Raw genomic sequence first — 23,874 nt, 5'->3', positions numbered from 1 at the left:
AATGTTCACCCATTTGAAGTTGCGTCACCGAACCCTGGTCTCCGCGACACCGAGTGTGCCGTTTGTCAATCAGGCGAAATGCCTGATCGAATGGGGAAAATTTACCGGCCACGCGCTCTGGTCGGTAGCCGGCGAAATTGAGAACCAGCCTCTCGATACGCATCACCCGGATCGTGAAACGGTGCTGTATCGCGGGGGCCGCGATGCGTGTGCAACGCTTCGAAGCGGTCATCGCAGCAACATCGGGATTGGATTCACGCAGACGGCCTTGCCGCCTGTTCAGCGGAGCCGATTTCCCATCTCCTCGACATCGAGGCTTTCAACCGGCGGGGTGTCATGGATCGGCTTGATGCAATTCGGGTTCTGCCTGCGGTAGTTGACGCCGGCAGCTGAACGCGCCGTTGCCGAGCGTTAGCCGCAAGGTCGTCGATCCGCCGCAACTGCTCAGACCGCTCGAACATCGGCAAGTCGCTTGACGGAGTACTCGTCCTGCCAGCAGACGGCGGCTTCCCATGCGGCTGACGCTTGCGCGGCGATGTCGTGCGCGCCCTCGTCGAGCCCGGCAGCGTTGCCGGGCAGCACCAGGTCAAGGTCGGGGATGTCGACATGTGCCTCGTCCCAATCGATCAACGCGACCCGATCGGCGGTCATGCGGACGTTGGCAGGGCTGTTGGGGTTGCCGTGGACAACGCATGTCGGGCGTCCGATGAGCCGCGCCCACGCTGCCCGGCATCGAACAACGGCCTCGGGCGGCATCGAGGCAAGGTTGATCCTCGTTCCAGTTTCGGCATGCAGAAGGTCGCTCGACGATCGCCAGCCTGGGCGCTGCGGCCAGCCCCGTGTCAACCGATGTAGTTCGCGGAGCGTGTCGGCCACGCGACGCCAGTCGGACTCCATCTCGGGCGGTCCGCCCTCCATGTATTTCATCACCACCAGACCGTCCACGAACAGCCGGCCGTCAGTCGTCGGGATCGGCACTGGAACGGTCATGCCTTCACGGTCGAGGTATTGGAGCAGCGCGGCTTCCCATGCAAGATCAGCGTCGCTCCTGGAGCCGAGACGAGCGACCGCGATCTGCCCATTGATGCGAACGCTCCACACGTCGTTGGCGACTCCACCGGCAAGTGGTTCGATGCGTACCGCACCTTCACCCCATTGCCCCAGTGCTTCCCATCCCATTGACGATATCCCTGGCGGTCGTGATCAAATCGACGGAGAAATAGAAGAAGTTTGCGACGCGACGATCTCCGCTGCTGGGGCGCAAACGTGACGTCGAAAAGCGGGTAGCCCCTTGATATAAGGCCTATGTTCGCATCATCGGGGGAACGTCCTGCCGTCGCTCTCCCATTCCCTGCCGGACGAGCGATAGAGTAGCGATACCCGCCTCATCGGCCGCACGCAGAAGCGCTTCCCGGAATTGTTCCGGGGCAATCTTCCCGCTCAATGCGTCGACGCAGGCTTTCACGGCAGCCACATATTCCTCGCCGTCATCGCAAGGCCAGTCGTTGATCAGGAGACGGGCCGCGTCGCCCAGCGTCCATACGATCTTGCGAGATGCCGGGCCTCGCAAAGCAAACCCAACCGGCGTGAATGCTGATGATGTGTTCCAGCACATTGTCCTCGACCCCTCAAGGCACGGATACTGCAGTCCCCAGCTCAATATACGCGCGTATTCTGAAATTTGGAATTGAAAAGTGTAGAGGTATGCGGCTTGAGCGCGAGCTGCCGAATGAAGAAGAAAGGGCGCTCTGGAACCTTATGTCGGAGCGCCCTGCGATCCGTCGAAGTGGTGCACTGATGGACGCATTCCGGGTTCGCAACCGATTACCCGCCTCGGTGTCAGCGGCGCACGCTTCCCTTTTCGGTCTCCACGCTTCGGATCCCTCACCGCAATTCGGCCGTGACGCGGAAGATGCCCCCGGCGGAGGCGTCGGAGCAGACGACGAAGGTCGAGCCCTCCTGCGCCATGAAGGCGACGTTGCCGCCGGCTTCGCAGGGGGTGGCGCTCCATTGCAGGATGATATCGCCGCTATCGGGCAGTTTTTCCGGCGTGATCTTCGCCGCACTTGCCATCCATTCCGTCGCCGACGGCAGGTGGACGGGGGCGTTCAGCTGTTTCGACAGCCAGGCCGTATAGTTCTGCGCCACGGCAAGCGGCACGTCGTCGGCCGGCTGCTGCGGATTGTCGGCATAGGCCTGGGCTGCGGCGGGATCGGAGTTGGCGGTGTAATATTCAGCCATCTCGGCGCGGGTGACGGCCTTCGTCTGCATGCAGAAGGACTTGTCGATCTTCACGGCGCCATTGGCAACGCCAAGCATGCCGCCGAGTTCCTTCATCGACGAGGTCATCAGCCGGACATTCTCCAGCGAATAACTTCCCGCCGGCACGGTCTCGAAGGCAAGGGTCTGCGAAACAGGGCAGAAGCCGCGCGCCGACAGCGCCTCGAGATCGGCCAGGATCGGCTGGTAGGCAACGACGGCAAGCTTATAGGCTTCCGCGGTGTAGCGGCCGTCGGCTTCGCCGATCTTGGGGGCGAGGGCTGCAAGCGTCGGTTCGGCAGCACCTGCACGTGTCGCGATCGAGGCGCTGAGATCAGTGACTTTCTGCTTCAGCGCCGTCGCCTCGTCCTTTGCCGCCATGACATCGGCGATAACAGCGTCGAACAGTTTGGCGGCATCGCCATAGCCTGTGGTCGCCGCCGGCATCTGCCATTGCTCGGCCTTGGTCTTGGCGTCCGCCATCAGCCCGCTCGCCTTTTTGACGTCGGGGCTATCGCCGGCGCCGATGCGATCGACGGTTTCGCGTTTGGCCGCCGCGTCCTTTTCGGCTGCAGTCAGCGCGGTGAGCGCCTTGGCGAGATCGTCAAACGTCGTTTTCGATGCGTCGTAGGCGTCGACCGCAGCATGCATCTGCTTTGCGGTGGCCGCGTCGGCGGCAGTCTTCATCTTGGCGTCGGCCTCGGCAAAGCCTGGCGCCTTGTCGCCGCCTGCGGCCGACGCGGCAGCTTTCGCCTTTTCGGCATTCTCCTTCGAGATGCCGATCAGCGCATTGCCGAGATTGATGGCCGCCGTCTGGAAGCCCGGAAGCGCCTTTTCATAATCTTCGTCCTTTAGCAGGGCATCGGCCGAGGTCAGCGCCGCGGCACCGGTGTCATAAGAAAGCTTTGCCTGGTCACTGGAAGGGCGCTCCGGCGCCTTGGCGGCGATCGCCTTCTGCTTGCGGCTTTCGGCCTCCTTCTTCCAGACGCCGACATCGGCGACGAGTTTCGGATCCGGGCGCAGCAGCTTCGGGATGGTGACGACGCCGACGCCGATGCAGATCAGCAGCAGCGCCCCGATCATGGACAGCTTGGCAAGCGTCCATTTTTTTGGTTTCGGCGCCTCCTGCAGCTGTTGCATGCCGCCGCGCGGATCCCACGACATCGGCTGGATGCCCGTCGTCACCCGGGCGAATTCGCCCAGCGCATCGGCGCCCATGCGCGGACGCTGAGCAGGGTCGCGGCTCAGCATCCTTTCCACAAGGCTTGCAAGACCCTCGGGAAAACCGGGTATCAGCACGTCCAAGCGGGGAAAGACGTTGGAAGGGTCGAGATGGATGTTCTTCCAGCTCTGCTCGCGCTGGTGCTCGTCTTCCCAGACCATGACGCTGTCAAAGACGCTGGCATAGGTCTGCCGCGGCAGGAAGAGCTTGTAGGCGATCATGCCCATTGCGTAGATATCGAGTGCCGATGAGGCGGAGAAGGTGCCGCTGGCATAAATCTCCGGCGCGCCGAATTCCGGCACATAGGGCGGGATGATGTGCTCGCCGATCTTCGAGATCAGGTGCAGGTTGCCGATCCGGACCGAGAGGCCGGAATAATCTTCGGAGACGTAAATGCACTGGTCGGTCAGCGCATTGTGGGCGTAACCGGCGCCGTGCAGCGTCGCCAGCCCCTCGAGGATGTGGCGGCCGATCTCGACGGCGCGCTCGTAAGCCACCATTTCGGTTTCGTCGAGATATTGGTGCAGCGTTTTCGATGGCCGCTTCTCGACGATATAGAAATTGTCGTCTTCCGGCGACGGCGGGATGAGGTCCTCGATTTCGACGAAACGCCGGGCCGTCAGCGACTTGGCCTCGTTGATGGAGGTCCAGACCCGCTCGAAACGGGCCTTGTCGAGTTTCAGCGCCACATCTGGTGTGACGATGAAGACCGCATGGTCCATCCGCTTGTCCTGGGCGGGATAGACGATGAACTCGTTTTCATAGATCGGCTCGCCGATCGTGTAGCGGGCGATCAGATCACTTCTCATGCACGTGTCCCCCTGCATTCATTGCATTCATGAAACCGAATTCTATTCGCCTGCCAGTAATGGATCCCCGATAAGGCCTGCGGCGAGCAGCAGGCCGGTCTTGGTATCGCGAAGCGCGAAAGCAAAACGGGCATCGGCCACGACGCGAACAAGCTTCGGATCGATGCTGCGTTCCGTGATGACAGCCGTGGCTGCCGCCGCCTCCGTGCCGTTTTCGTCAACCTTGATCATCGTCTTCTGAAGGACGCGCGACAAGCGGATGTTTTCCTTGGTGAAACCCGGGAAACCCGCATCCTTGGCCTTCTCGGGCGCCACGCCCATCGCATTGAGTACCGGCATCAAATCACGCCCGTCGCTCAGGGAAAAGCGGGGCAGGAAGATTTCGCCCTTGGCCGCTTCGAATTTTTCCCCCTGAAGCCAGGAAGCGAGTGTCTTCAGGTCCGCGCCGCCCACACCCTTGCCGGAGCGCGCCGCCACCACGACCATGCTGTAGCCCTCGCCGGCATAGGCAAGGTCGACAGCTGAGAATTTCTCGTCGGAGCGGAACCTCTGCCCATCGCCGGCAAGATGCATCATCGGCACCGAAATCGTCGAGCCATCCGGCCGCTGAAAGGGGCTTGCCGGGCTTTCCCTATCGAAGGAGGTTTTCCAGTGGGCCTTGAAGGAGAGCGCACCGAGGCTGACGAAGCCGCCGCCGGGTGGCGCATCCAGGATTGATGGAATGGCGCCCCGCGTGGCTTGCTTGACCCAGCCGTTGATGTGCTCGACCGATTTCGGGCCGTCGAGGTCCTCGATCGAAGGCTTGATGTGGTGGGTGGCGAGCATGGATAGCGCATCGGGGACGAGCACCAGCTTGTCGTCGAAGACGATCGCGACCGCCGTCGCCAAAGGCGCATCCGCCGCTGCCGGCTTTTCCGGAGACATCGCGTCAAGCACCGTCTCCGGTCCCTTCACCTCGCCGCCGAAGCCGAGGCCTTTGGCGATCGATGCCTTGCCCTCTTCGGAGGCGCCAAGGCTTGCAAGGCCGAGGGCGGCGGCAAGGCTTGCCGGCGACACCATGATATTGGCCGCCCCTTCCTTTGCCAGGGTGCGGTCGATGAGTTCGGCGGCAAGCCCAGCCTGCGCGGCGAGCATCGCCTTGCTGTCACCGGAGTTGCCGGCATAGGCGGGCGTAAGCGCCATCAGGGAAGCGGCAAGACCCGCCAGCAGAGTGGATTTCGGCATGGTTCGCTCCTGTTCAGCGGATGCGATAGAATTTGGAATCGAACGACCATTTGCCTTGGGCGCCGGTCTCGTCGTCGCCGACGATCCTGAGGCTTCGGGCAAGATCGTATACATAGTTGAAGGCGGCGCGCTGGCCGACGAGCGGCGTCGGCACATCCGGCAGGTCGAGCACTTCGATCGGCTTGTCGCTGAGGATGGCAACGACCATGCCGACGCCTGCCGGTCCCTCCACCACATATTCGAAGCCGGTATAGGGATTGCGCGCATCGGGCACGACGACCGGCCGGGCCGGATCGAGCCGGTTGTCGCCGCTTTTGGCCGTTGGTTTCAGCCCCATGGAGCGCTTGTTCGGGTAAAGCTGCGTCAGCTTGCCGGAGGCGTCGATATCGACCAGGATCAGGTAACCGGACTTTTTGGTGGAGACACGCATCGCCACCTTGTCGCCGACGCTGACAGCTGTACCGGGCAGCACGTCGACGGCAACGCCCGCCTCATTGTCGCTCTTCAGCGTGTTCTCGACGGCGGCGACCGGCGTCTTCGCCTCCTCGCCGGTGATCACATCCCGGCCGAGCGCATCCGGCTGGCCATAAAATTGCGGGACCGGGGTGAAGCGGCAATCCTCGGCATGCGTCCGGCAATATTCGTCGGATTTGCGCCGGACATAATCGAGCAAAGCGGCATTGCTGACATTCGGCTTGTCAGATGCGCGCGCCACGCCGTCCTGCACGCCTTCGATGAAGTGGCGGGTGAAAACCCCCAGCGCCGGCTTGGCCTCGCGGTCGACGAGCGCCCACTGCCCTGCGTTGACGGCCGACCAGACCATGGCGTTTTCGCCGCCGAAGGAGAATTTTGCTTCCTTGCCTGACTTGTTCGGCGGTTCGAGCGCTGCCAGCGCCGGGCCGAGGCAACGCACGGTGCCGGAGGGCGCCGCCACCGCGCTGCGGCTGCCAGGGCCGACATGGCAGGCATCGATCAGCAGGGTGACGCGGCGGTCCTTGAGGCTGTTCAGCCGCGCGGCGATCTCTGTTTCGCGGATCTGGTTGGTGACCGTCACCTTGCCGCCTTCGCGCACCAGCTTGGCGTCGACTGCCACCAGCGTCGGGCTCGTCGTTTCCTCGGCGCCCATTTCCTCCGAGCCCTGGCCACTGAAATAGAGGAAGACCCGGCTTCCCGGCGTCGACTGACGCACCAGCCAGTCGTCGATCTCGGCAAGGATCGCCTCGCGGGTCGCCTTGCGGTTGGTCAGTGTGTGGATCTGTTCCGGGCGGTAGGCGAGCGTTTTGGCGAGGAAGACCTGCATCGCCTTCACATCGGTGGCCGAACCGGTCAGTTTCGCCTCGCGCATCTCGTAATCATCGATGCCGATCAGCAGCGCGCGGTCGCCGGGCGAGCTTTCGATCACCGGCGTCTGGACGACCGGCGGCTGAACGGCGGGTTCGTCGGCGACAGGCTTGTCAGCCGGCGGAGTATCGCCGGCGGGCGCACCGGGCGTTTCGGTCGTGGCGGCCGGCGCCGTATCGCCGGCGGGCGGGGTGGTGATGGCGAGATTGGCCTCTTCCTGTCCGGACTTCGTCTGCTTCGTGCCGCCACCGGTCGTGGTGGACGCCACCTGATCGCCGGCAGCAGGCCCTTCAACATTCGGCACGTCGCCGTCGGTCTTTGCGGCGATCCAGTCGCGGAAGGCGGCAACACGGGTATAGACGCCGTAGTGCTCGGCCTCGGCGCAGCCGGCGCCCCAGCTGACGATGCCGAGCTGGATCCAGCGCTTGTCGGGACGCTGGGCGACGAGCGGTCCGCCGCTGTCGCCCTGGCAGGCATCCTTGCCGCCTTCGGCATAACCGGCGCAGACATTGCGCTCGTCGATCGGGTTCATCCGCATCGAGCTGTCGCGATAGGCGGCGCGGCAGTCCTCACGCGGCACGATCGGCAGTTCCACTTCCTGCAGCTCGGTCGGCAGATATTTGTCGTCCCAGCCGTGGTCGGCCTTGGTGTAACCCCAGCCGGTGACGACGGCCGGGTGGCCGGCGGCCTCCACCTCGTCATCCGAGGCCGAGGCGAGGATCGCCGGCTTCGATTTGGCGGGCTCGCCAAGCTTGATGAGGGCGATGTCGTTGGCGAAGACCTTGCGGTCGAAATCCTCGTGAATGATCACGTCTTCGACGGCAAGGCCCGGCTTGTCTGGCCCGTCGACCGCGATCACCTTGTCGATCTTCGACTTGCCCTCGACGATCAGCAGGTCGCGGGCAAAGAGATCCTGCTTGCCGGAGCGGCCGCTGGTGACGCAATGGGCTGCCGTCAATATCCAGCGCGGTGCGATCAGCGAGCCGCCGCAATGACCGCCGAAGCGGCCGCGCTGTTCGGGGTCGGGCGCCAGGATTTTCACCTGCCAGGGCCATTCGCCCTTCTTCGCCGCCTGGCCGCCGATGACCCGCCCGCCATCCTCGCCGGCAAAATTGGTATCCTGCTGCGCCAGCGCAGGCGTGGCCAGAAGCAGCATGACAGACGCAATATTGAGGATCCTGCTGATCGACGTGCTCATAGCTTGGCTCCGGCGGAGGTATAGAGGACCGTAAATCCGACGCGTGCGCCCTCGGGCAGGAATTCGCCGAGGCGCTTGGCGATGTTGCCGGCGGTGCGGCGCCTGTCGTTCTGCTTCAGGAACTCCATAAGTTCAGGCATCGGGGTTTCAGAGGTGACGGCGACGAGCAGGTCGGTCCCGAAGGGGGCGACGACGGAAAGATCGAGATCGAAGGTCTGAGACATCTCGGCATCGACCTCCTTGTCGTTGGGATAGAGGAACTGCACGGTTCCATCGCCGGTGACGTCGAAGAGCACGAGCTTGCGGCCTGATAGATCCGAAACCGTGATGCCGACGCGCTCACCTTCGCGATGGACGGTGTCGGAAGGCGTCACGCGCACGGTCTGCGGATTGGCCTCCGACAGCCGCTTGAGCGTGTCGAGAGCGGCCATCCGGTCGACGACGAAAGGCATGTCGCCGGCGCCGATGGCGGAGGCGACGACATCGCCGCCGGCAATCGCCTCGCGTTTTTCGGGATCGAAGACGAGTTCGACATCAGCACCCTCCGTCAGCTTGAACGGGGTGACGGCAGGGTCGATCCCCTGCAGTACCGGATCCGAGCCAAGGGCGGCAACGCTGATCGGCGCGGGCTCGGCGGGCAGCGGAGCGTTTGATTTCTCCGCCGCCGCCTGGGTCCCCGCCCCTTCGTAATTATAGACGACGGCACGATCGAGATCGGTTCCGGGCGGGCTTTCGGTAAAGATGTTCTGCCGTTGGTCGGTGAACTGGTAGACCGCCTGGCGCACATATTCGAACAGTTCGCGGCGGCTGACGGCGCCGTCGCCGTTGCGGTCGGCCGCCCCCTCGAAAGCGCGGGCGGTGGCATAACTCAGCGCGCCGCGTTTCTGCGGGATGCCGGGAATTGATATCTCGGGCGACTTGGTGTTCTCGTCGACGGCGGCGAGAAAGGTCAGCCGCTTGAAATCAAAGCCGGTGGACAGCGCATCCGCCGTCGTCGAGATCGGCGCGAGGTCGTCCTCCTCGATCGTATAGGAAGGCGCCTGACGCCAGGTGATCTCCGCACCGCGCGGATCGACGTCGCGGGTCATGCCGCCGGCATGGCAGGTATCGGCGATGAAGACGACATCGGCGCCCTTGGTCTCAAGATTGCGGATCAGCGCCTTGAACTCGTCGCCGAATATGCGCTCGCGCGACCCGGGCAGCCTGGTGTCGAAGCCGGCGAGCACATAGACCTCGTCGCGGCCGCTCGGTTTCGAGCCCTTGACGCGTTCCGGCTCGCTCGACCCGTGACCGGCAATGCCGAGCACGACGAGGTCGCCAGGCCCGGCCCGTTCCGTCACGGCCTTGATCGCGTGGAAGATGCCCTCGCGGTCGGCATCACCATTCTTCAAGAGCGTCATGTCCTCGACGCCGACCGAGCGCAGCGAAAGCGAAAGGTCCTCGGCATCGGCGACGGCGCCGTGCAGCGGCGGAACGTTGCGGTAGAGATCGATGCCGATCAGCACGGCCCGGACCGCGCCGCGCTCAGGCGCTTCGATCACCCTTGCCAGGCTGTCGGTGACCGCCAAGGTGAGGAGGGCAAATGCGGCGGCCATGGAAACGGATGCGGACATGGCCAGACTCCCCTTGCCCCAGCTATTCGCGGCGCCATTCGACGCGCCGGTTCAGCGCATCGACATCGTCTTCAGTGAGGTTTGCGGTTGCGGTCACGTCGACCGGCTCGGATGCGCCGCGGCCTTCGGCGTCGATCGTCGCGTCGATGCCGTGGCTCTTCAGGAAATCGGCAACGGCCTGAGCGCGGCGTTCGGACAGCTTCTGATTATAGTCGTCAGCGCCGCGCCGGTCGGTATGGCCGACGAGGATGACGCGGCCGGGCTTCTGCTCCTTCAGCGCTTCCAGCAATTCCTCAGCGGCCTCGGTGCCGATCGAGGTGAAGCTCGACTTGTCGAAATCGAAGGTGATCGGAACCGGAATGGAGACCGGCACGATGCCGCGCACATTCTCGGAATAGATGCCGCCGAGCACGCCGCTGCGGTGATCCTTCTCAGCCGGCACGAAGCTGCCTTGAGGATTGTCGGTCGTCGGGTTGGCGGCAAGGATACGGGCCTGGGCGGCGCGCTGGATGAGATCGGAGATCGTTTCGGCCGGCGGCGCCTTCGGCGTGCGGGTCTCGTTCTTGATGATCTCGATCGCCTGCTGGTAATCGGCAGCGGCATCGGCGAAACGGCGAGCGGAGAAATAGATCTCGCCGAGCGTGGCGGAGGCCTGCCAGAGCACCTGCGGACTGTCGGCGGCGATCAGCAGCGGCTCGTAATCGGCGACCGGCTGGTTGGCGGCCATCATCTCCTGAGCAGCGGAGAGCCTGAGGGCTGCGACGCGGCGCTGGGCATTCACCTGGAACTGGCCGCAATCGGCGCTGACGGCGATCGTATCGGCTTCAGCCGCCGCAGCGGTGATATCCTTGGCGGCAACGGCCGTGTTCAGCTTGTCGAGAAGGGCGGTGCAAACAGGCGTATCGGCATTTGCCACCTCGATCTCCTCGCCTGCTTGGCCAGGTTCGGCCGAGCGGCCGAGATTTAGCTGCGGCATCTTGATGCTAAAGCCGCCGGGAAGCTTGAATTGCGGCATCTTGATCTGCGGCATCGGCAGTTTGGGCATCTTCGTTTGGGAAGTCTGGGCCGGCTGCTTGTACTGCGTCGGCTGCTTATATTGGGTCGGCCGGGTGGATGAGGTGGTGTCGGCCGGGCCGATCAATTCCAATTCGTCGGCGGCAAGTTCCTGGCCGGGCGCCAGATTGGTGACGATCTTGTATTTCTTCGGCGGCTGTGTCGTGGCCTGCTCGACGGGTTTCGGCGTCACCTTTTTCGGGGTAACGGGCTTCGGTTTTTCCACCACCGTTTCCGGCTTCTTGGCGACTTCCTGTTTCGTCACCGGCTTCGGCTTCGGCTTCGGCGCAACGGGCGGCTTGGCAGCCTGTTCGACCGGTGCGGGTTTTGCTGCAGGGGCGGCTGCGACAGGCGGAGCGACAGAGGGCGGCAGGGCCGCCGGGCTGTCGACCGTCGTCAGCATCAGCGTCTTGCTGCTGATCTTCGTGCCGAGGCTGCGGGCTTCGTCGAGGCTACGGGAAACGGCCTCCATGCCGCCGTCGATCGAGCGGAACATGCCGCCGCCGCTGCTGCCGAGATCGGCGAAGATGGTGAGCGGCTTGGAGGAATAGAAGACCTTGATCTGCTCCTGGCCGACCGGGCCGGACACCTGCAGCCGGGCGCCACTTGCCGGATCCGGCACCTGCACGCGCTTGCCGGCGCCGACAAGGGCATCGGTCTGGTACTTGTTCGGGAAAAGCTTCACGACCGCGCCGTTCGGCGAAACGTTCAGCACCGTGACATAGCTGTTTTCGGTCGATTGGATGAAGAGGCCGACAACTTCGCCGATGGCGTATTTGGCCTCGGCGCGATCGAAGGTGATGCTGACAGGCCCGGTCTGCGCCGGCGCCTCGGTCAGTGTGCGTTCGTTCTGCGCTTCGACGGCGGGAACCATCGAAAAAAGCGAAAGAAAGGTCGCTGCTGCTAGGATGGCTTTGCGGTTCGGCATTGGAAAACCTCCTCTTCGAACAATCTCACACTGTGTTGAAGATGAGAATAGCACTGACCGGCGAAATTGGGATGGCTTCGCCTGACTTGCTTGAGGGAGGGTTACAAATTATTTGGAGCCTGGAAGATTTTGCGAGGCAAAGACGTGAGCAAGACTCACGCCCGGCAATAACCGGCGCCTTTTATAGTCCCGTTCGACTGCAGACAGGCGGTTAGTTCTTCGGTTTCTGCCCGGCTGATTTCAAAATCGAGATCAGGTCGCTCATTCCCTCGGGCGAGGAATTGTAGAGCCAGAGAATATCGGGATTGTCGACGGTGAATTCCTTGCCGGGGCCGGAGCCCATGTCGCGGCCGGGTGAGGTCGCGTCGGGCAGCTTGTCTTCGCCGGGTGCAAGCCCCTTGGCGCGTTCGTGTTCAGCGATGATCGCCGTCGCCGCAGCAAAGGCCTTTTCGTCATGGTGGCGCAACGCCGCCAGCGAGGGGTTTCGCGCCGCTAGCGCGTCCTCAGCCGGGCCGGAATAGGCAAGCCGGGGGATCTGCAGCGCCAGCAGAAGGCCGATCGACAAGGTTATGAGCCAGGATTTCGTCATCGTCGTCAAATCCGTTATCAACCTGATGCGCGCCGCAAGAGGGCAAGCAGCACGACAATAGGGAGAGGCCGGAAGGAAGGCAACGGCGCTCCGTGCCAATCGATTGGGAGGGTTGAAATCGACTGGCCACGGAGGTCAGAGGATCTTCAATTGCTGCAGGCTAAGGCGCAGGTCGCGCAGCATCTCGCCGAAGATCTCCTCGATCATTCCGGTCGACCAGACGACCATGGTGCCGTAAGGCGAGCGCTTGCGCTGCATGAAGCCCGCCGTCTCGAAATCGATCAATGTCTTGCGGCAGGTCTCGCTCGACATCACCGCGACGAGGAAACGGGCGAGATTGGACTGGTCGATCGCGCCTGATTTTTCTGCCCAGTTCTGGATCAGCCGCGGCTTGGTGTCGGCGGTGAACATCGAGGCGAGCGCCCGATCCTGCGACAGTCCCAGGCGCTGCAGCTTGGCCGGATCGCGGGTGAGCGAAACCACGTAGTCGTTGTGCAGATCGGCGAAGCGTTCGATATCCGCAGCGGTGCTGATGCCGAAGACCTTCATCGAATAGAGGAACTCGGCCATCAGATAGGTCGGCTCGGAACGCAGCTGCGCCAGATGCTTGTCATCCTTGCTGGCAGACGCCGCGCAGACGCGATCGGAGAAGCCTATCCGCGCGGCGCGAACCTGCTCCAGCAGGCTTATATCGAGCGCCAGTTCGTCACCGTTCCATTCCAGCATAAGCATTCCCTGCCAGCAAATCTTCGAGACGATGATCTTGTACTATTCCAGGCGCAGATCTCCAAATCGTTTGGAAAGCAACGGCTTGCTGAGGGGGCATATCTAGCCTACCATTTTAAAGACTTGGTCACAGAGCATGATGCCGGGGGTCGAGGCAATGCGTAGTTCAGGGTCGCATTTTTTGTTTGCCGCGGCACTTGCGGTCGCCTCGCCGGTTTTTGCCAAAGACACTGTGATGATCGAGCTTCGCGGCGGCGGCGGCGCGCGTTCGGTCGGCATCATCTCGTCCAACGAGGAAGTGGAGGCATCCGGTCCGGCGGCGATCACCGTCGGCGACGACGGCACGATCTACATCCTCGACCAGAATAACGGCCGCGTGCTCGCCATCGACGCCGAACGTTCGCAAGCCGATCCCGAAATCCTGCCGCTGCCTGATAATGCCGCGCCGGAAGATCTCGCCGTCGTCCACAACGAACTCTACCTCTGGTCGGACGGCGTCGTGCCGCTCGAGCGCTCCACCGATGCCGACGGCCGGTCGCAGATGCTGCGCGCCGTCGACGGTGGCGATGCCGACGACTACACCCGCTCGGTCTTCGCCTCGATGGGCTCGGTATCGCCCGGTCCGCTGAACAGCATCATCGACGAGATCGGCCGCAGCACCAGCCGGCCCGAGGCCCGCCCGCCGGTCATTCAATACGTGCCGAGCCGCGGGCTCGGCGATATCGTCGCCGAGGTCTCGGCCGCCGCAAATGACAAGGCGGAGATCCTGCTGCGGCGCAGCAGCTCGGAGGAGAATTTCCTCTCGCTGCAGCTGACCTCGGAAGGGCGGATCGGCACCGTCGAACTGCTCGACATCGACACGACAGGCAGGCCCTATGCGCTGGTCGAGCTGGTGCCGGCCGACCGGCCCGAGCGCACCGGCATGCTGGTGGTGCGTTTCACGCCGAACGGGGCGATGGACAAGGTCTACGACCTGCCGATCGACCCCGGCACGGTATTCTCCAGGCGTTTCGTGGCGATCGGCCCGCGCGGCGATGTGCTCTATCTGCGTTCGCAAGAAAGCCGGGCACAGGTGCTGCGGCTTGACGGCCGTGAGCCCGGCCGCAAGCTTGCCGTCGCCCGTCCGGCCAAGCAGCCGAATGCCGGCAATCCCGGCAAGACGCCGAAGGTGGCGCTTGTGCCGAAATCGCGCAACGACGTCATCGAGCGGGCAATCGGCTTCGAGACGCTAAACTGGCTAGTGACATCAACCGCCTATGGCAAGGATCCAGGCCCAGGCTGCATCAACATGAACAGGCTGCGCCGCCCGATCTACCTGATCGGCAAGCGCGGCCAGACGGTCAAGGGTGTTCCCTACTGCTGGGGCTGCAAGACGCCGCTCGAGAATTTCGTCGGCGGCGTCGAAAAGGGCCAGACTGCCGGCAATGTCTGCACCAAGAGCGCGCCGCAATCCAATATCCTCGGCGTCGACTGCTCCGGCTTYGTCAGCGACGCCTGGGGTCTGAAGATGCATGTCTCGACGCGCGCCATCCCCGGGATCACCAAGCGCCTCTCCGACCCCTGGTCGATGCGGCCGGGCGACGCGCTGAACAAGCCGGGCTCGCATGTGCTGTTGTTCATGCGCTTCACCGACGACCGCAAGGTGGAAGTGATGGAAGCCTCGCCAAATGCCTGCAAGGGCCGTGTCTGCCGCAATACCTATTCGCTCGGCAGCCTGTTGATGCGCGGCTACCAGCCGGTGCGCTTCAAGGGGCTGGATGGTTGAATGAAAGGCAGCGTCAGGCTGCCGGCTTTGACATCAACCGTCGCTTTGCCATCGCCCAAAGCCCGTGGCTGGTGACGCTCTCGGCATAGTCCCGATAGGCGGGATCGCGGCTCAGCATGCGCTCTTCGGCGCGGGCGCGCATGACATAGATCAGACTGACGATCGCCAGCATGCCGGCCCGGGCAAGCCCTTCCGCAAGGCCGCTGGCAATGAAGCTGGGAGCAGCAAACAGCCACCAGGCGATGTTCTTCGAGACGTAGGCGGGATGCTTGATGAAGCGATAGGGGCCCGATGTGATGATGCCGCGATGGGTGAGATTGGAAAATCGCGGTCCGAAGGCGACAGTCGCCCAAACATAGATGAGGGTGCAGAACAGCGTCGCGACGCTCCAGAGAATGAAGACGGGCGAACCCTCCTCGATCACCGTCTCCCAGCCCGGCCCCTCGCCATAAGGCACGAAGGCATGCGAGATCGCAGGGAAGAACGGTTCGTAACAGATGAGGCAGACGAGCCAGCCGAGCGCCGTCGTCTCCGTCGCCCTGACATGCCAGCCGAAGAGTTTGAAGGTGGCGATATAGCCGCCGGCGGCAAGCACGACGTCGAGAAGAAAGGCAAGCCGCAACAGGCCTTCGAACCAGGCGGCCGAGAGCGGCGGAAACGCCCATGCCGGCTTATCGGCAAGATCGGAAAAGGCCGCCATGCCGCCTGAGAACATCAGCACGAGAAAGAAGCACTTGATCGCGAGCAGGCGCAATGCGAACAGCACGTCCTCTTCGCGAAAATCCTGCATCAACACCGCGCGCCCGACCTGATTGAGATAATCGTCGGGCTCTCCGGCGACCAGATCAGTGGCTACGATGTAGAGGATGGTGGCAACAGCAAGTGCGATAGAAATGACGATGGTCGTGTGGCCGGCCTCGATGAACCATCGGACCGCTGACGACTGCGTGAAAAACGGAAAGACCGAACAGACAATGACGACCACGCCAAGAAGCGCAGCGAGGCCGACAAGCTTCGTTCCGATGCGCCGCCAGAAAGCGGCGGGAGCCTCGTCCCGCCTCTCTCGCGATGCCCAGGCCCGACGAGCAGCCAGTGTGCCGTCGACGACGATCCACACCAGGAGAAGGCAGAACAGGGCAAGCGCCATCGCCTTGCCGGGCTCAAGCTGCAGATAGGCCGAGAGTGCAATGCCGAGGAGAACTCCGACAAGCGTCGCAGCCTGACTGACGAGAGGGCTCCCGGTAACGGTATCCCAGTCCTGCGGTATCGGCACGCTTTCGGCTTCCTCGATTACATTGCCGCTTGAACGAAAGGTTGCCGAACGGAGACCGGAGAGGGTATCCGCGCCGCCTGCGACGCAAGCGCCATGGTTACTTCATCCGCCAGCCGAGGCGCATCCTCCGGCAGCGAGATCATGGCAATGTCGAGTTTGTCATAGTCGACCATATAGTAACCCGATCTGGTGGCGATGACCGCCTCAGGCCTGATCGCTAACAGATCCTGGGCCATTGTACCGACGAACACCGGGCCGCCCCAGATGTAGCGGAAGGCATAGACCGGTACGCCCTGAGCCGAGGTGCCGAGCCGACGGATATCGGTCTTTAGGCGGCGATCGGACCATGAGCCGCCGGTAGAGCTCGATGAACTGCTCGAACTGGACGAACTGCTCGAACTGGATGAGCTGCTAGAGCCGCTCGAACCAGAAGAACCGCTGGAGCCAGAAGAACCACTGGAGCCGGAAGAGCCGCCGGAACCAGAAGAACCGCTGGAGCCGGAAGAGCCGCCCATGCCAGAGCCGGAATGCCCACTGGAACTGTTCTCAGAGCGGGCGAAAGCCGGTTGATTGCTTGTTGCGGACACTCTTCTAACGGTGGAAGTTGGTTTGCTGGCAGGCGTGGCGTTCCTGGCCGGCTCTTCACTGGCGAACAGTGTCCTCGCGCCAGGGTCGAAAATGCAGCTCTGCAGGATCGCGCCTGAGCCGGCAATGAAGGTCGAGCACAAGAGAATACGGATGATGAGCTTGCTGTTCATGTAGGGCGCCCCCAGACCGCCATTTAGAAGAGATCGTACCTCGGATTTCGCTTTACCCAGGTCGCCTTGGCGAGTTGAACAAGGCTGTCGTCGAGCGACTTGGTCTTCGGAAGGGCCTTCTGTTCCTGAGCGGTCAACTCGGCAATGAAGGCCTTTTCTGCTTTCTTCTTTGAAGCAATAGGCAAGGCCTTAAGTTCCGCCTTTGCCTGGTTCTTCGGGTCGCCGCTGCCCGGCATGTTGATGGCGGTCGCCAGCGCGAAATAGCGCGCCGCCGTTGCAAGGCTGTCAGCGCCCGCGCCGTCTTCCTTCGCCAGTACCGCGCGGTCGAATGCCCCCCAATAGTCGCCGCGCTCCGCGCCCATCTCCAGCCACTTCACTGCTTCCGCCTTGTCCGCGGCAACGCCGATGCCGTCGCGATACATGCGTCCGAGATTGGTCGGGGCATAGGGCTGACCACGCTCTGCCGCCCGCGTGAAAAGGTCGAGCGCCTTTGGAAGATCCTCAGGAGCGCCTTTTCCGAAACGGTAGACGAGCGCAAGATTGTTCAGCGAATAGATGTCGTTGCGCTGGACGCCGGCCTCGTAGAAGCGGATGCCGCGTTCCGGATCGGCCGGAACGTTGACGCCGTTCAGGAAGATGTATCCGAGCTCGTTCATCGCATAGGTATGGCCGAGATCGGCGGCCTGCAGCATCAGGCGCAACCCCAGCTGCTGATCGGCCTTTGTGCCACGGCCGTAATAGAGGGCCTTGCCGTAGCTGTGCAGGGCAAAAGGATCACCTTTGGCTGCACCACCCTTGGCGATCTCGCTTGCCTTGGCTGCGTCACGCGGAACGGAGGCGCCGAACTCGTAAAGGCTCGACAGTTCATAGATCGCCCGGACATGCCCGGCATCCATCGCCTTTGTGATCGTCGCAAAGGCCGTCTTGGTGTCGCGGTTGGCAAGCTGGGCGCGGCCGAGCTGATAAACGAAGCGCTCGACCTCAGGATAGGCCTTTATCGCGTCCGTGCAGGCGGGCAGCGCGATGTCCGGATCGATCTCGTTCGGCAGTTTGCCCGATGTCACGCCCTGCAGGTCAAGGGGGGCGGCGGCTGATGTGTCGCAGGCGTCGAGCGCCGGCTTGAAGGTGACGGTGGCGGGCGGCAGATCGTCGTTGGCGGCCTGTAGCGTCAGGGCGAAAGGCTGGTTTTCGGTGCCGATCTGCGGCTCGTAAGAGAGCAATGGAATATCCGCGGACTCCAGCACGTGACCGAGCCCGATCACGCGGTCTCCGGCGCGCAGCGTGCCCTTGTCGGGCAGGGCCGCGACCTTGAAGGTCATCTCCGTGGCCGATGCCGGCACAACTGGCAAACCGGCCTCGACGGGGCCGACGCCGATTGTCGTGTCCACATCGCGCGGCAGCGTCTTCAGATAGGCATCGGCATCGGCCAGCCGCACCTGTTTTTCCTGTTCGAGCTGGGCGAGCTTGGCGCCGGCATCCGCCGAGACGGTGATCGCCACCACGCCCTGCGTCGCCTGGCCATAGGGGTCGCTGACAGTATAGCCGATCAGGCCGACGGTTCCGGCGGCAACACCTGATGAATCATAGGTCAGCGCCGTCAGGGCCGCGGCAGGTATCTTTGCGCCCTGGTCGACCGGCTTGCCGTCGAAGCTGAGCTTTCCCGTCTTCGGAAGTTGGTTGAGGGTAACGAGCAGTGCCGAGCCGGTCTCGTCATGCGGCGGGGCGATCGGCAATTTGGTCGCGGCCGCACCCTCTGGCACGCTGACCTGCTGCATCGGTTCGACACTTGGCGGCGGCGGTGCCGGAATGAAATAGAAGCTGTCGGTCAGCGAGGAGTTTTCCCAGGGGACCTGCTTGCCGCCGGTCATGGCGATCACATCGCGGCGCACGTCGGTCAGGACCTGGCGGATTTCCTTGTTGGGTTCGCTGGCGCGTTTGATGAAGGATTCGGAATAGGGGCTGAGCGCCCCGCTGCCATCGAGCGCCACCTGGCCGGGTTCAGTGGAAAAGGCGATCAGGCTGCCGAGATCGCTGTCGATACGTGCAAGTCCACGTGTGGCGCCGACCGGTTCCAGTTTTTCCGCCATCCAGAATTTCTGGGCATTGAAGGGATTGTTGCGGCAGGCGTCGAGGAAGATCAGTTGCACCCGCGAATTCTGCTTGAGATGGTTGAGGATGAGGTCGAGCGGCATGGTCTGCGTCTCGACGTCATAGGGCGTCTCCAGTGTCGCATCGACCGGCACGATGAAATTCTGGCCGCCCACCTGGATGCCGTGGCCCGAATAATAGATGAGGCCGGCCTCGGCATTGCTGGTCGAACGCAGGAAGCGGCGCACCGTATCTTCGAGCCCGATGCGGTCAACATTGACGCCGATCGTCACGTCGAAACCGGCAGCCCGCAGTGTACTAGCGACCTCTTCGACATCATTGGCGGGATTTGGAAGCGAGGGCAGCGTCTTGTAGACCGAGTTGCCGATGACGAGAGCGACGCGGCGTCCGCTCTCTTCAGTAATGGCGGCAGATGCGGTGCCGACCGACAGCAGCATTGCAGCGACGATCAGCAGATAAGCGCACAGTCTCTTGACGTGGTGAAACTTGGGCATGGCTCGATCGCAAACATTCTATTGTTTAAGTTCAATAAAATTTGCTGGCCTGCTGGTGCTGGGCCCCCTCCGCATTCACACTACGAAAATATTCCTCGGCGCTTTAAAAAGCAAGCTTCGCCGCCTCCAAGTCAATTGGAGCAGTCCCGTCAGATTGGAAGCCCATCGTCGACAAGAAAGACTGTCGAAATCAAGAATTCAACATGCGGCCGGCGAAGTTTCCTTAGCCTCGAAACGTATAGTTGCTGATCGAGGCCGATTTCATCTCGATCGAGAAACCCGGCAGGGTGGGCGGCATGTAGGCGGCGTTCTCAATCCGGCAGGGGTCGAGGAAGTGTTCGTGCAGATGATCGACATATTCGATGACGCGGCCTTTCTTGGTGCCCGACACCGCGACATAATCGATCATCGACAGATGCTGCACATATTCGCACAGGCCGACGCCGCCGGCATGCGGCCAGACCGGCAGGTCGAACTTGGCGGCGATCAGCAGTACGGCCAGCACCTCGTTCAGCCCACCCATGCGGCAGGAATCGATCTGCACGATGTCGATCGCGCCCTCGGCGATGAACTGCTTGAACATGATGCGGTTCTGGCACATCTCGCCGGTCGCAACCTTCACCGGAGCGATCGCCTGGCGGATCTTGCGGTGGCCGGCGACATCATCGGGGCTTGTCGGTTCTTCGATGAAGAAGGGCTTGGCGAAGGAGAGCGCCTTGACCCAGTCGATCGCCTGACCGACATCCCACACCTGGTTGGCGTCGATCATCAGGTAACGATCGGGTCCGATCACCTCGCGGGCAATCCTAAGGCGGCGGATATCGTCTTCCAGGTCGCGGCCGACCTTCATCTTGATATGGTTGAAGCCGGCATCGATCGCCTCCTGGCAGAGGCGGCGCAGCTTTTCGTCGCCGTAGCCGAGCCAGCCGGCCGAGGTTGTGTAGCAGGCGTAGCCCTCCTTTTCGAGGATGGCGATGCGTTCCGCCTTGCCCGCCTCGGCGCGCTTCAGGATCTCGACCGCCTCGGCACGCGTCAGCACATCGGTGAGGTAGCGGTAATCGACGATATCGGCGATCTCCTCCGCCGACATCTCGGCGACGAGCCGCCAGACAGGCTTGCCGGCCTGTTTGGCCAGCAGATCCCAGACGGCATTGACGACCGCACCGGTCGCCAGATGAATGGCGCCCTTTTCCGGGCCGATCCAGCGCAACTGGCTGTCGCTGGTCAGGTGCCGCCAGAAGGTGCCGGGATGGGCGAGAACCTCGGTGAGGTCGGCGCCGACGACGAGGTGGCGCATCGCTTCGATCGCCATGCAGCAAATGTCGTTACCGCGGCCGATGGTGAAGGTCAGGCCGTGGCCGGCAAGATCAGGCGCATCCGTATCGAGAATGACGTAGGCCGCCGAATAATCCGGATCGGGATTCATCGCATCGGATCCATCAAGGCTTTGCGACGTGGGGAAGCGGAGATCGAAGACACGAAGGTCGGTGATGCGGGTCATGGTTGTTCCTCCCGTTTATATGCGCCGATTATATAGAGCCGATTGCAGTGGCCGGGCCGGCCGGCAAGACTGCCGGGCGGGCCGCATCAGCTGAAATCAGATCGTCCAGCCGCCGTCGATGGCGATCGCCTGGCCCGACGTGTAGGTCGCGCCGGCGAGATAGACGGCGAGATCGGCGATCTCTTCCGGCGAGCCGAGCCGGCCCATCGGCTGGCGGGCGATGAAAGCGGCGCGCGCGGCGTCGTAATCGCCCTGCGCGCGCATGCGGTCCTGCAGCGACGGGCTTTCCACCGTGCCGGGGCAGATGGCGTTGCAGCGGATGCCCTGACCGACATAATCGGCGGCAACGGCTTTGGTGAGCCCGATCACGGCCGCCTTGGTGACGCCGTAGGCGAAGCGGTTCGGCACGCCCTTGATGCTGGAGGCGACGGAGGCCATGTTGATGATCGCTCCGTCCTTGCGCTCGATCATGCCGGGCAGCACGGCGCGGATGGTGCGGATCATCGCCTTGACGTTGAGGTCGAAGGCGAATTCGAGATCGGAATCCTTCATCTCGAGGATCGAGCCGGCATGGACGAAGCCGGCGCAGTTGAACAGCACGTCAACAGCCCCGATCTCGGCGACAAGGGCCTTGACCGCATCCTCTTCGAGCACGTTCAACTGATGGGTGAAAACGCCGGTTTCGGCGGCAAGCGTCGCCAACGCCTCGGTGTTGATATCCGTCGCGTGAACCCTGGCGCCGATCGCGGCAAAGGCTGCCGCCGTCGCCCGGCCGATGCCCTGACCGGCGGCGGTGATGAGAACGGTCTTGCCGGAAAGTCTGTTTGTCATGTCACGGGCCTTTTCTGGAATTGTCTACGCTGGACGATGGAGTGCGGTTGATGTCGGCGAAGCTCGGCGTGATGCAGCGCGCCGGTCTGCTTCCAGAGATGCGTGGCTCTCTGCGTTAAATGGAGGAGTTGGCGCTGTTGCACAGGCAGATCGGCGGGGGATTCAGTCGATTGGCTGCTTTTTCGGCGATCTCCGCCGGCGGCGGGTCCGATGACCATTCCCATGCGCTGCACGGTCTTCCTCCCTGTCCCCGGCTTGCTTATGATCCTGCCGCTCGGGCGCCTTCTGTAGCTCAGTCGTTCGCTTCCGATCGACCTTTTTCAGTGATGATTTGTCTGTTTATAGACAAACAGACGATTGGCCAAGGGTCAAGTGCGAAGTTTTCCTTTTCCGGCTGCGGTTCTGCGTATATGCAGAGTGATATTCACAGGAGGAAGGAATGGAGACCGACGAGTCCGACCGCTACCGCGCTCCTGCCCTCGACAAGGGCCTCGATATCCTGGAATTGCTCGCCGGCGTCGACAGTGGCCTCACTCAGGCCGAAATCGCCAAACGGCTCGACCGCAGCCCCAACGAATTCTACCGCATGCTCGACCGGCTGGTGCGCCGCGGTTACGTCACCCGGCTGGATGGCGACCGCTATTCGCTGACGCTGAAGCTCTTCGGTCTTGCGCAACTGCACGCGCCGGTGCGCCGGCTTGCCTCCTATGCCACGCCGCTGATGCGCGATCTCGCCCAGCGCACGCGCCAGGCCAATCATCTTGCCGTCTTCGATCGAGGCGCGGCTGTTGTCATCGCCCAGCAGGAGGCGCCGGACTATTGGGGATTCTCGATCCGCATCGGCGCCCATATCAGCCTCTTCGACACCGGCTCGGGACATGTGCTGCTTGCCTTCCGCAGCGAGGAGGAGCGGGAGATGATGATCTCGGAACATGTGCGCAGCCGCTCGGACATCGAACTCGGCCCCGAATTCTACGATCGCCTCCACCAGATCCGCGAGCGCGGCTACGAGATGATGGCGAGCGCCCAGACATCAGGCGTCTACAATCTCTCCGCTCCGGTTCTTGGGCCGGACCGCCGCTGCATCGCCGCCCTCACCTGCCCCTTTATCGCGCTCGTCAATGCGCCGTCCGCTCCCGATATCACGCAGGCGATCATGCTGGTGCAGAAAACCGCCGCCCAGCTTTCGCTGCTTGCCGGCGCCGATGTCGTTAACCCCGCCTGAGGCCTAAGAATTTCTATTTGAACAATCCATTCACCAGGAATAGGTTTGCCGCCAAACCACTCTGGGAGGAGAAGAGCGTGTTCATCGACACCCATCTGCACATCATCGATCGATCGGCCCTGCCCTATCCCTGGCTCTCCGGCGCGCCCGCTCTCGATCATGATTTCCTCTACGAGACCTATGCGACTGAAGCGCGGCGCTGCGGCATTACCGCGGCGCTGCATATGGAGGTCGACGTGGATCCCGCCGCGATGCAGGCCGAGACCGATCACGTCGCCGGCATCGCCAAAAAGGAAGGCAGTCTGATTGCCGGCGCCATCGTCTCCTGCCGGCCGGAAGAGGAAGGCTTTGCCGCCTATCTCGAGCGGCAAAAGGCCGATCCCTTCGTCAAGGGGTTCCGCCGCGTGCTGCATGTGGTGCCAGATGATGTTTCCGAAGGCGCCCTGTTTCGCGAAAACATCAGGCGCATGAGCGGCAGCGGCCTGACTTTCGACCTCTGCACATTGCCGCATCAGGCGAGCCGTGTAACCGCCCTCGTCGATCTTGCGCCTGATGTGCAGTTCGTTCTCGACCATTGCGGCGTGCCGGATATCCGCTCGGACGCCTTCCAGCCATGGAGGGCCGGCATATCAGAGATTGCTCGGCGGCCGAACGTGGTCTGCAAGGTCTCCGGCGTTGTCGCCTATGCTGATGCGAAGACATGGACGGCAGAAATGCTGCAGCCCTATCTCGAACATGTGATCGCAAGCTTCGGCTGGGACCGCGTCGTCTGGGGCAGCGATTGGCCGGTCTGCACGCTCGGTGGCGGCCTCTCTACCTGGGTTGCGGCGACCCATGCGATGCTCTCAGGTAGTAGCGAGGCAGAGCGCTCGAAGTTGCTTTTCGCCAATGCGCAGCGCCTCTGGTCGCTCTGACGTCACAAAATAAAGCGACCGGTCTCCTGGGCGTGCCATTTC

General features: G+C 62.8%; 18 protein-coding genes. 4 read left to right on the top strand and 14 right to left on the bottom strand.

All coding sequences use genetic code 11. The features are described from left to right. Position 1 precedes the first annotated feature (1 nt). Positions 2-376 (top strand): hypothetical protein, encoded by a 375-nt coding sequence (locus tag AC1D2N_RS04905; protein WP_130653851.1) that lies wholly within the window; start codon positions 2-4, stop codon positions 374-376. A gap of 68 nt (positions 377-444) precedes the next feature. Here the strand turns inward: AC1D2N_RS04905 and AC1D2N_RS04900 are convergent, their stop codons facing one another. From AC1D2N_RS04900 to AC1D2N_RS04860, 9 genes are all read right to left on the bottom strand, one after another. Then, positions 445-1,179 (bottom strand): phosphotransferase enzyme family protein, encoded by a 735-nt coding sequence (locus tag AC1D2N_RS04900; RefSeq protein ID WP_130653850.1) that lies wholly within the window; start codon positions 1,177-1,179, stop codon positions 445-447. A gap of 124 nt (positions 1,180-1,303) precedes the next feature. Then, entirely contained in the window at positions 1,304-1,615 is a 312-nt protein-coding gene (locus AC1D2N_RS04895; protein ID WP_113541909.1) for a DUF982 domain-containing protein, read from the bottom strand. Between the two features lie 269 nt (positions 1,616-1,884). Then, the gene (locus tag AC1D2N_RS04890) at positions 1,885-4,290 is read right to left on the bottom strand and encodes a protein kinase domain-containing protein (protein WP_130653849.1); all 2,406 of its coding nucleotides are present in this window, start codon (positions 4,288-4,290) and stop codon (positions 1,885-1,887) included. Between the two features lie 42 nt (positions 4,291-4,332). Further along, positions 4,333-5,514, bottom strand: a complete 1,182-nt coding sequence (locus AC1D2N_RS04885; protein ID WP_130653848.1) for a serpin family protein — start codon at positions 5,512-5,514, stop codon at positions 4,333-4,335. A gap of 13 nt (positions 5,515-5,527) precedes the next feature. Then, the gene (locus AC1D2N_RS04880) at positions 5,528-8,053 is read right to left on the bottom strand and encodes a trypsin-like serine protease (protein WP_130653847.1); all 2,526 of its coding nucleotides are present in this window, start codon (positions 8,051-8,053) and stop codon (positions 5,528-5,530) included. Beyond that, on the bottom strand, positions 8,050-9,666 hold the full coding sequence (locus AC1D2N_RS04875; protein ID WP_130653846.1) for a caspase family protein: 1,617 nt from the start codon (positions 9,664-9,666) through the stop codon (positions 8,050-8,052). The genes AC1D2N_RS04880 and AC1D2N_RS04875 overlap by 4 nt, the downstream gene beginning before the upstream one ends. 22 nt (positions 9,667-9,688) lie before the next feature. Beyond that, entirely contained in the window at positions 9,689-11,647 is a 1,959-nt protein-coding gene (locus tag AC1D2N_RS04870; RefSeq protein ID WP_130653845.1) for a DUF4384 domain-containing protein, read from the bottom strand. A 211-nt stretch (positions 11,648-11,858) separates the two neighbouring features. Further along, positions 11,859-12,236 carry a hypothetical protein gene (locus AC1D2N_RS04865; protein WP_115156727.1) on the bottom strand — a complete coding sequence of 126 codons (378 nt, stop codon included), beginning with the start codon at positions 12,234-12,236 and terminating at the stop codon, positions 11,859-11,861. Between the two features lie 135 nt (positions 12,237-12,371). Beyond that, positions 12,372-12,962 (bottom strand): hypothetical protein, encoded by a 591-nt coding sequence (locus AC1D2N_RS04860; RefSeq protein WP_047618139.1) that lies wholly within the window; start codon positions 12,960-12,962, stop codon positions 12,372-12,374. Positions 12,963-13,119: 157 nt separating this feature from the next. On the opposite strand from AC1D2N_RS04860, the gene AC1D2N_RS04855 reads away from it, so the two are divergent. After that, on the top strand, positions 13,120-14,727 hold the full coding sequence (locus AC1D2N_RS04855; RefSeq protein ID WP_477980833.1) for a hypothetical protein: 1,608 nt from the start codon (positions 13,120-13,122) through the stop codon (positions 14,725-14,727). 13 nt (positions 14,728-14,740) lie between these two features. Here the strand turns inward: AC1D2N_RS04855 and AC1D2N_RS04850 are convergent, their stop codons facing one another. From AC1D2N_RS04850 to AC1D2N_RS04830, 5 genes are all read right to left on the bottom strand, one after another. Beyond that, entirely contained in the window at positions 14,741-16,000 is a 1,260-nt protein-coding gene (locus AC1D2N_RS04850; protein ID WP_115156725.1) for a methyltransferase family protein, read from the bottom strand. A 17-nt stretch (positions 16,001-16,017) separates the two neighbouring features. Further along, positions 16,018-16,758, bottom strand: coding sequence for a tail fiber domain-containing protein (locus tag AC1D2N_RS04845; protein WP_245484517.1), 741 nt, complete (start codon positions 16,756-16,758; stop codon positions 16,018-16,020). Positions 16,759-16,781: 23 nt separating this feature from the next. Next, positions 16,782-19,361, bottom strand: a complete 2,580-nt coding sequence (locus AC1D2N_RS04840; protein ID WP_477980831.1) for a caspase family protein — start codon at positions 19,359-19,361, stop codon at positions 16,782-16,784. Between the two features lie 223 nt (positions 19,362-19,584). Then, positions 19,585-20,862, bottom strand: coding sequence for an L-fuconate dehydratase (locus AC1D2N_RS04835; RefSeq protein WP_047618147.1), 1,278 nt, complete (start codon positions 20,860-20,862; stop codon positions 19,585-19,587). Positions 20,863-20,958: 96 nt separating this feature from the next. Continuing rightward, positions 20,959-21,693 carry an SDR family oxidoreductase gene (locus tag AC1D2N_RS04830; RefSeq protein ID WP_018246192.1) on the bottom strand — a complete coding sequence of 245 codons (735 nt, stop codon included), beginning with the start codon at positions 21,691-21,693 and terminating at the stop codon, positions 20,959-20,961. A gap of 439 nt (positions 21,694-22,132) precedes the next feature. Here AC1D2N_RS04830 and AC1D2N_RS04825 point away from each other — a divergent pair, with 439 nt between their 5' ends. After that, positions 22,133-22,918 carry an IclR family transcriptional regulator gene (locus AC1D2N_RS04825; protein WP_130653841.1) on the top strand — a complete coding sequence of 262 codons (786 nt, stop codon included), beginning with the start codon at positions 22,133-22,135 and terminating at the stop codon, positions 22,916-22,918. A 77-nt stretch (positions 22,919-22,995) separates the two neighbouring features. Then, positions 22,996-23,832, top strand: coding sequence for an amidohydrolase family protein (locus tag AC1D2N_RS04820; protein ID WP_130653840.1), 837 nt, complete (start codon positions 22,996-22,998; stop codon positions 23,830-23,832). The last annotated feature ends 42 nt before the right edge of the window (positions 23,833-23,874 follow it).

Source organism: Rhizobium sp. P1_B8, assembly GCF_056406515.1.
This window is presented reverse-complemented; position numbering and strand designations above follow the sequence as displayed.